This window comes from Catenibacterium sp. RTP21428st1_D7_RTP21428_210409 (assembly GCF_040227455.1).
Classification (GTDB): Bacteria; Bacillota_I; Bacilli_A; order Erysipelotrichales; family Coprobacillaceae; genus Catenibacterium; species Catenibacterium mitsuoka_A.
Genome location: NZ_JBEHVX010000024.1, coordinates 18,261 through 27,531 on the forward strand (window position 1 = coordinate 18,261; position 9,271 = coordinate 27,531).

The window sequence follows — 9,271 nt, forward strand, 5'->3', positions numbered from 1 at the left end:
CCTTACATAGCCATTCCACCGTCTACATGAATGGTCTGTCCTGTAATATACTTTGCATCATCACTTGCTAGGAATGCGATTGTCTTTGCAACATCTTCTACATGTCCAAGTGTTCCTAAAGGAATAGATGCCTTTAAACCAACTTTAATTTCATCGCTTAATACTTCTGTCATATCAGTTTCAATAAATCCAGGAGCTACTGCATTCACAGTGACACCTCTAGGACCTAATTCTCTTGCTAGAGACATTGTCATACCAATGACACCTGCTTTACTTGCTGCATAGTTAACCTGTCCGGCATTACCAATCACACCTACGACAGAAGATAAAGAAATAATATGACCAGACTTCTGTTTCATCATTAAGCGACTTGCCTGCTTCATACATAAATAAGTTCCCTTAAGATTTGTATTAATAACGGCATCAAAGTCTTCAGTTTTCATTCTTAAAATTAACTGGTCTCTTGTAATACCTGCATTATTCACAAGAATATCAAGATGTCCAAAGTACTTCTTGATACTCTTGAAGATCTTTTCTACATCCTCTTCATGAGAAATATCACCTTCAACACATAATACATCTCTACCAAGATCTTTAAGTTCTTTCACTAATTCTTCAGCTAATACTTTATTCTTTTCACTTGCACGATAATTTAACGCAATATCTGCACCTTGAGTTGCAAGTTCCATCACTGTCGCACGTCCAATACCTTTTAACCCTCCAGTGACAAGGGCTACCTTATTACTTAGTTTCATTTAATGCCTCCACACACTTCTGTAAAGAAGCCATATCTTCTACCTGATATGTCTTGATTTTTTTATCAATCTTACGGACAAAACCACTTAATACCTTACCAGGACCAATTTCTATCATTGTATCCACACCATTATTGATCATAGTACGAATACTATCTTCAAAATATACAGGACTCATGACTTGTTTCTCTAACATATCCTGTACACTGCAATTTTCTAATTCCTTACCAGTACAATTGAAAATCACTGGGACATTCATTTCATGGAATTTAACATTTTTAAATACTTCATGAAGTCTTGTACTTGCATCTTTTAATAACTTTGTATGGAAAGGACCGCTTGTATTTAAAGGTACAGCTCTTCTTGCACCATGATCTAATGCCTTCTGACCTGCTTCTTCTACTGCTTTCTTTTCTCCTGCAATAACTAACTGTCCAGGACAGTTATAGTTCGCAATAGAAACATACCCATCACAGCCAACACATATATTAAGTAATGGCTCACGTTCAAGTCCAAGAATAGCCATCATTGCACTCTCAACACCTTCAGCGGCCTTTTCCATTGCGAGCCCTCTTTCTCTTACAACCTGGATTGCTGTTTCAGGATTAAATACACCTGCTGCACTTAAAGCACTGTATTCACCTAAAGATAAACCACATACATAATCAGGTGTAATCCTATTCTTCTTTAAAAGAAGAGTAGCCATATTGGCAACTGCTACCATCGCAGGCTGAGTAAAACGAGTTGTACTAATAGTCTTTTCATCACTATTAAACATGATATCCTTTAAATTAAAATCTAATTTTACATTATCTAATAGGTTCTTACAGTCTTCATCATTTTCATAAAAAGACTGTCCCATACCTACATATTGTGTTCCTTGTCCTGCATAGATAAAACCGAGTTTCATACAATATCCTCCATTAATTCATCAATCAGATCACTTACATGTACAAGCTTGTCAATGCGATATCCGTTTGTGCCAGTAAATACAAGACCATTCTCACAATCACCATTCACCGCATTAATTAAAGCCTGAGTAATACAATAAGGAATAGACTTCATATCACAGCTCGCAATACATCTAAAACATCTCTTAATAGGATGTGTCTTTTCCATAAAAGGTGTCATAAAAGCACGTCCTGGCATACCAACAGGAGACTGTACAATTTTGATATCTTCCTTCTTACCGTTAATAAAATAATTCTTATACTCCATTGAAGCATCACATTCATAAGTACCAATAAAACGTGTACCCATCTGAACACCATCCGCACCAGCTTCTAACATCTCTTTAATATCTTCATTAGTATAGATGCCACCTGCGACAAACACAGGAATCGCATGATTAAATAACTCTTCAAAGCCTTTCACAACTTCCTTAACATCTTTTAGAATATCCTTTAGAGAAGCACATGTATTCTCTAATAGTTCTTCTTTCTTAAATCCAAGATGTCCACCTGCTTTATATCCTTCAATCACAATAAAGTCAGCTGTACGATTATACTGACGTTTCCACTTGTTTAATATCAAACGTGCTGCCTTACCAGAAGATACAATAGGTGCAATGGCTGTTTTTTCATCCACGTATTCAGGAAGCTTTAATGGTAAACCAGCTCCAGAAATAATCGCATCTACGCCACTTTTTACAGCTTGTCTCACATGCTGTTCATAATCACTTAAGGCAACCATGACATTGACTGCAACCATACCGTTATTATTTGAAATCTCTTTAGCACGTTTGATTTCTTCATCAATCGCTTCTAGATTTGCTTTCTTTGTATCTTTAAGAAAAGAAGGCTTCTTAAAACCAATCTGAGCTGTAGAAATAACACCCATAGCTCCTTTTTTAGCCACATTTCCAGCTAAAGAACTTAAGGAAACACCAACACCCATTCCTCCCTGAATTAGAGGGAGAGATAAAGAATGTGATCCTATTTTCATAGATGAACCTCCATCACACGTTTCTTTTCTTCTTCATATTCTTTAAATAAACCTTCAATGATGTCTTTAAGACTTCTTTCTTCATGCACCATGCCAGCTACCTGACCACTCATTAAAGAACCGGTTTCTACATCACCTTCAAATACAGCACGTTTTAAAGAACCTAATGTATACTTTTCTAGTTCCATCATTTCGGTTCCTTCTTTTTCCTTCTTAATATAAGTACGTGCCATCTTATTCTTTAAGATACGTACAGGAGTTCCAGCAATACGTCCAGTTACTGTTGTATCAGTATCTTTTGCCTTAATAATCGCATTCTTATAGTTCTGGTGAATAGGACATTCTGTACTTGCAAGAAGAATAGTACCAACCTGTACACCATCAGCACCAAGTGCAACTGCTGCAAGAAGCTGTTTACCACTCGCAACCCCGCCTGCAACAATCACAGGAATATTCACTGCAGCCTTGACCTGTGGTGCTAAAGCCATAGTAGTCAATTCTCCCACATGACCACCAGATTCAGTTCCTTCTGCAATAACGGCATCCACACCTGCTTTTTCCATACGTTTCGCAAGGGCAACACTAGGGACTACAGGCATCACAATAATACCTGCTTCTTTCCATTTCTTAATATAAATACCTGGATTACCAGCACCTGTTGTAACAACAGGAACCTTTTCTTCCACCACAATATCAGCCATTTCTCCTGCTTGAGGATGTAATAACATCAAATTAACACCAAAAGGTTTATCAGTAAGTTTCTTTGCCTCACGGATATTTTCTCTTAACATCTCAGGAGACATACCACCTCCTGCAATAAGTCCTAAACCACCTGCATTAGACACAGCTGCCGCAAAAGCGCCTGTCGCAATATTAGCCATACCACCCTGAATAAGAGGGTATTTAATCTTTAATGTTTCATTTAACCACATAGTCTTCTCCTTACCACTCTATCAGATTGGCACCATAAGTCAGTCCTGCACCAAAACCAACACAGAGTATCTTCATACCTCTTTTTAATAACTTCTTTTCATTCATCTCTCCAAGTACAAGAGGAATACTTGCAGCAGATGTATTACCATATTCATCGACATTCAGATAAAACTTATCTGATGTTACTTTCATTTTCTTATAGACATGACGAATAATTCTTTCATTCGCCTGATGCACCACAAAGTAATCAATATCATCTTTAGTAAGTGATGCTTTCTCTAATACTTTCTCTATACACATAGGAAGAACTCTTGTCGCAAACTTAAATACTTCTTTACCTTCCATATGTAAATAATCATTCTTTAAACCATAAAGCACTTCTTCATTGCCTTCTGATCCTTGATAATCACAAAATAATTTCTTTTCTTTCTCTATGACAACAGCACCAGCCCCATCACCAAACAAGATGCATGTTGTACGATCTTTCCAATCAATGAGATTTGAAAGCTGTTCAGCACCAATAATTAAGGCATAACGCTTATCACTTGTATAAAGTAATGAACGTGCCACTGATAATGCATAGACAAACCCACTGCATGCCCCGTTTAAATCAAACGCAAATACATCATTATTTAAACCTAAACGTTCCTGTAAGAGACAGGCAATAGAAGGGGTATTATAGGGAGAAGACATTGTTGCCACAATAATGATTCCAATATCTTCTTTGTTGATGTTGTTTAATGCCTTTAAAGATGCCTTATAAGCCATATCTATAAGTGTTTCATCTTTACATATATGACGTTTCTTGATACCAGTGCGGGGATAAATCCATTCATCACTCGTATCAACTATCTTTGATAGATCATCATTAGTCAGTACATTCTCAGGTACATAATATCCTGTATCGATGACAGAAATACCTTTATCCATTCTTCCATTCTCCAATCTTACGATATCTGTTATATCTCTTACGTATTAAAGTATTTACATCCATTGGGACTAGAATATCTAACTGTTCTCTAATCACCTTACGTATATTTTTATAGACAGCGACAGGATTTGTAGTCATACCACCTAGAGGTTCCTTGATGATTTCATCAATAATCCCATAATGATATAAATCTTCTGCTGTCATCTTCATCACTTCACATGCTTCTTCAATACGTTCTCCCTTCACATCTTTCCAAAGAATAGATGCAAAACCTTCAGGAGATAAAACAGAATAAACCGCATTTTCTAACATGGCTAAGTGATCACCAATACTTAGGGCTAAAGCACCACCGCTTCCCCCTTCACCAGTAATAATCACAATAATAGGGACCTTTAAATCACTCATCATCATCAGACTCTGACCAATTGCTTCACCAATACCATTCTCTTCAGAACTAATACCAGGATAAGCACCTGGTGTATCAATAAAAGTAATAATAGGACGATGGAACTTCTCTGCCTGTTTCATTAAACGCATCCCTTTACGATACCCTTCAGGACTTGCCATGCCAAACTGACACTTTAAATTTTCATCAATACTTCTTCCTTTTTGATGTCCAATAATTGTGACTGGCATGTTATTAAACATTCCAATACCACCGACAATGGCCTGATCATCCTTGAAATAACGATCGCCACGCATTTCTACAAACTCATCAAACACATGATCAATAAACTCATGTATATGAGAACGTTCAGGTTTTCTCGCAAGATAAACACGATCATATGCACAAAGATGTGAATATGTCTCTTTCTTATAATCATTGATTGTTTCTTCAATCTTACTGGAATCTATTTCTCTATCATTCTTAATGACTGCAAGCTTCTTTTCTAGCTCTGCAATCTTTTCTTCCTTTTCCTTTAAAGACATAATTCCTCCTTATGCATGCATACGTAATAATAAAGCCAATGTGTCACGCATCTTCTCACGTTTCACAATCATATCTACAAAGCCATGATCTTCTAAGAATTCAGCACGCTGGAATCCAACAGGTAGCTTTGTCTTCATAGTACTTTCAATAACTCTAGGTCCTGCAAAACCGACTAAAGCTTCTGGTTCTGCAATATTAATATCACCAAGCATTGCGAATGATGCAGTAACACCACCTGTTGTAGGGTGCGTTAAATAAGAAATATAAAGAAGTCCAGCATCTAAATGACGTTTTAATGCAGCACATGTTTTACCCATCTGCATTAAAGAGAAGATGCCTTCCTGCATTCTTGCACCACCACTTGATGTAAAAACAATCAAAGGTAATTTCTTTCTTGTTGCCATTTCAATTGCACGTGTAATCTTTTCGCCAGCCACACTACCCATAGAAGCCATCATAAAACGGTGATCCATCACAACGACAATCGTACGCATATGATCAATACGACCACCCGCGACAACAACGCCATCATGTAATCCTGTCTTATATTCATACTTCTCAAGTTTTTCTTCATAACCAGGGAATCCTAATGGATTTCCTGATTTCATAGAAGTGTAGTATTCCTTATATTTGCCATGATCAAATAACGCATCTAGACGTGCATAAGCATCAATGAAGAGATGATGACCACACTGTGGACATACCTGTAAATGATTCTTTAAATCAAGTGTACGAATTGTACTATTACAATTAGGACATGCCTGATATAATCCATCAGGCACTTCCTGTTTCTTGACTTTGTTGTCTTTATTTAAATAACGACGAAAGTCCTGTAACTGTTGTTTTCTTTTCTTCCAGATACTATCCATTTTCACTCACCATCTCATCTAAATGTGTTTCAATAAAGCTTGTATTAAAATGTCCTTTAATATAATCAGGCTGATGTAGGATGTAGAACTGTAATGTCTGGTTAGTTGTAATACCTTCAATTACAAGCTCACTTAAAGCGCGTCTCATACGCTTAATTGCTTCTAATCGAGTAGGGGCGTGGACAATCACTTTTGCGACCATTGAATCATATTGAGTAGGGAGCGTATAACCTGTATATAACATCGTATCCACTCTAACACCTGGGCCTCCAGGTAAATGCATGAAGTTCACCTGACCAGGACATGGTCTAAAGTTATGGAAGGGATCTTCCGCATTAATACGACATTCAATAGAATGACCCTGTAAAGTAATATCTTCCTGTTTAAAGCTTAAAGGTAAACCTGATGCAATACGGATCTGCTGCTTAATGAGATCAATACCAGTGACCATTTCAGTAATAGGGTGTTCTACCTGAATACGCGTATTCATCTCAATAAAGTAATAGTTGTTGTGTTCATCTAAAACAAACTCAACAGTTCCAGCATTGGTATAACCAGCACCCTGTGCAGCTTTGACTGCAGATTCACCCATTTGCAAACGTAAAGATGCATCAAGTACCTTACATGGTGCTTCTTCTATCATCTTCTGATTACGTCTTTGAATAGAACAGTCTCTCTCACCTAAATGAATCACATTGCCATGCTCATCCGCTAAAATCTGGAACTCAATATGCTTAGGATTCAATACAAGTTTCTCTACATACATATCATCATCCCCAAAGCATGCTTTGGCTTCTGCCTTGGCAGTCATAAAGGCATTCTCTAGTTCATCTTCACTAAAGGCCTTACGCATACCACGTCCTCCACCACCAGCACTTGCTTTAATAAGCACAGGATAACTAATCTTATTGACAATTTCTTTTAATTCTTCATATGTATTGACTGAACCATTAGATCCTGGGACGACAGGAACACCTGCTTCAATCATCATTTCTCTTGCCTTAGACTTATTACCTAACGCATCAATAACATCACCCTTAGGACCAATAAACTTCAGTCCACAGGTTTCTACAAGTCTTGCAAAATCACTATTTTCAGATAAAAAACCAAAACCTGGATGAATCGCCTGACATCCTGTCTCAACAGCTGCAGTAATAATTGATTCCTTATTTAAATAACTATCAGCACTCTTAGGACCACCGACACATACTGCTTCATCCGCTAACTGTACATGTAATGCATTCTGATCAGCCGTAGAATAAATGGCTACCGTTAAAATATCCATCTCTTTACATGCACGAATAATACGAACAGCGATTTCTCCACGATTCGCAATTAAAATCTTCTTAAACATACTATTCCTCAATGATCATTAAAGTCTGATCAAAGCTGACTAAATCTTCATCCTTCACTAATAGAGAACGGACAGTACCATCTACAGGTGCTTTGATTTCATTCATGACCTTCATGGCTTCAATAATACATAATGTCTGTCCCTTAGTGACTTTTGACCCTTCCTTGACAAAAGGCTGATCATCTGGGGAAGGTGAAGAATAATAAACTCCTACAAGAGGGGCTTTTACTTCAGTACCACTAATAACTGGTTTTTCTTCCTTTACTTCTTGTACAACAACAGGCGCACTTTCACTAGATACAGTGACAGGTGCAGTTACCTGCACCTGTTGACTCTTTTCAAGTTCAAGTTTCACGCCTTCCATTTCAATTTTCATCTTATCGATATCAGCTTGTTCAAAAGCTTCCATCAACTCTCTGACTAAATCCATAGAAAACCTTCTTTCTTTGAAATTCAAACTATTTATTTAAAAAATTAAGCATTTGCTTCTAAGTAATCAACAATGTCCTTTACAGTAGCCATTTTGTTAGCTTCTTCATCAGGAATCTGTACATCGAATTCATCTTCTACAGCCATAATTAATTCAACGGCATCTAATGAATCTGCATCAAGATCATCCTTTAAAGATGCTTCTAATGTCACCTGTTCTTCATCACAGCTAAGTGAATCTACAATAATATCTTTTACCTTATCAAATGTTGTCATGTTTATATCCTCCTTATGACAATACTGTCTTTTTTAATACAATCTTTTCTAATTTAAATGCGATCATGCAGCTGACTGCAATCTTTAGTGCATCACCAAGTAAGAATGGTAATACACAAGTCATTAATGTACTTAGAAGTGCTGCTTTCATTGTATACATGAAGTAAATACTTCCAAGTCCATAAGTAATAGCTGTTCCAATAATCATGGCAAGAATATGTCCCTTAACTGAACGGTTATGAGTAATAATAGTACTCATAACTAATGCCATAATAGGAAAACTGAATAAGAAGCCTCCTGCCGGACCTATAAGAGCACCCATACCACTATTGAAATTACTAAATACTGGAAGACCAATAGCTCCCATAATCAAATAACAAAGCACTGTATAGAATGCATGGTTTGGTGTCATAAGACACGCAATGAGATAGATGGCCAGGGTTTGCAATGTGATAGGAACAGCTGTAGGCAATGCCACAGAAATCTGTGATAAACAGATCAGTACTCCTAACATTAATGCGTCTCTGACTAGATTTGAAACATTAGATTTCATATCATTCTCCTTTTCACTACTTGGAATATCAAGCTATTCCTTGACTTGCATTATAGACCTTTGATTTTAAAAATCAAATAAATTAGCAATAAATATGACAAAAGCGCCATAATTGTACAACAAATATACTAGTTTGAAATTAAAACTAATAGAACAAGCACTTACATTTAAGTCAAATATGTTGATAAATGGCATAAAAAAGAGAATAATAGAGATAAGAAGGTAGAGTCAAAAGTTTATGAAAAACTTGATGAATGACAGATTTCAGGGCTCGATGAACGATGCGATATCATTCA

Annotated in this window: 11 protein-coding genes; all 11 read right to left on the reverse strand. The window is 36.7% G+C overall.

Annotated elements, in window-relative coordinates; all coding sequences use genetic code 11:
- Positions 1–2 precede the first annotated feature (2 nt).
- Genes fabG through ABUA27_RS05390 form a run of 11 tightly spaced genes read right to left on the reverse strand, consistent with a single transcriptional unit; the run spans position 3 to position 8,975 of the window.
- Positions 3–755 (reverse strand): 3-oxoacyl-[acyl-carrier-protein] reductase, encoded by a 753-nt coding sequence (gene fabG, locus ABUA27_RS05340; RefSeq protein WP_129980516.1) that lies wholly within the window; start codon positions 753–755, stop codon positions 3–5.
- Positions 742–1,665, reverse strand: a complete 924-nt coding sequence (fabD, locus tag ABUA27_RS05345; RefSeq protein ID WP_349820368.1) for an ACP S-malonyltransferase — start codon at positions 1,663–1,665, stop codon at positions 742–744. The genes fabG and fabD overlap by 14 nt, the downstream gene beginning before the upstream one ends.
- Entirely contained in the window at positions 1,662–2,699 is a 1,038-nt protein-coding gene (locus tag ABUA27_RS05350) for an NAD(P)H-dependent flavin oxidoreductase (RefSeq protein ID WP_349820369.1), read from the reverse strand. Before ABUA27_RS05350 ends, fabD begins: the two co-directional genes overlap by 4 nt.
- Positions 2,696–3,631, reverse strand: a complete 936-nt coding sequence (locus ABUA27_RS05355; protein WP_129980513.1) for a nitronate monooxygenase — start codon at positions 3,629–3,631, stop codon at positions 2,696–2,698. Before ABUA27_RS05355 ends, ABUA27_RS05350 begins: the two co-directional genes overlap by 4 nt.
- Before the next feature lie 10 nt (positions 3,632–3,641).
- Positions 3,642–4,562, reverse strand: a complete 921-nt coding sequence (locus tag ABUA27_RS05360) for a beta-ketoacyl-ACP synthase III (RefSeq protein WP_129980512.1) — start codon at positions 4,560–4,562, stop codon at positions 3,642–3,644.
- On the reverse strand, positions 4,555–5,493 hold the full coding sequence (locus ABUA27_RS05365; protein ID WP_349820370.1) for an acetyl-CoA carboxylase carboxyltransferase subunit alpha: 939 nt from the start codon (positions 5,491–5,493) through the stop codon (positions 4,555–4,557). Before ABUA27_RS05365 ends, ABUA27_RS05360 begins: the two co-directional genes overlap by 8 nt.
- 9 nt (positions 5,494–5,502) lie before the next feature.
- Positions 5,503–6,363: an acetyl-CoA carboxylase, carboxyltransferase subunit beta gene (accD, locus tag ABUA27_RS05370; RefSeq protein WP_349820371.1), complete on the reverse strand. Its 861-nt coding sequence runs from the start codon at positions 6,361–6,363 to the stop codon at positions 5,503–5,505.
- Complete coding sequence (locus ABUA27_RS05375; protein WP_349820372.1) at positions 6,356–7,717, reverse strand: acetyl-CoA carboxylase biotin carboxylase subunit; 1,362 nt, start codon at positions 7,715–7,717, stop codon at positions 6,356–6,358. The genes accD and ABUA27_RS05375 overlap by 8 nt, the downstream gene beginning before the upstream one ends.
- 1 nt (position 7,718) lies before the next feature.
- Entirely contained in the window at positions 7,719–8,147 is a 429-nt protein-coding gene (gene accB, locus ABUA27_RS05380; protein WP_117458890.1) for an acetyl-CoA carboxylase biotin carboxyl carrier protein, read from the reverse strand.
- A gap of 44 nt (positions 8,148–8,191) precedes the next feature.
- A complete protein-coding gene (gene acpP / locus ABUA27_RS05385; protein ID WP_006504254.1) occupies positions 8,192–8,422 on the reverse strand; it encodes an acyl carrier protein in 231 nt (76 codons plus the stop codon).
- Between the two features lie 13 nt (positions 8,423–8,435).
- Positions 8,436–8,975: a biotin transporter BioY gene (locus tag ABUA27_RS05390; protein WP_129981382.1), complete on the reverse strand. Its 540-nt coding sequence runs from the start codon at positions 8,973–8,975 to the stop codon at positions 8,436–8,438.
- Between the last annotated feature and the right edge of the window lie 296 nt (positions 8,976–9,271).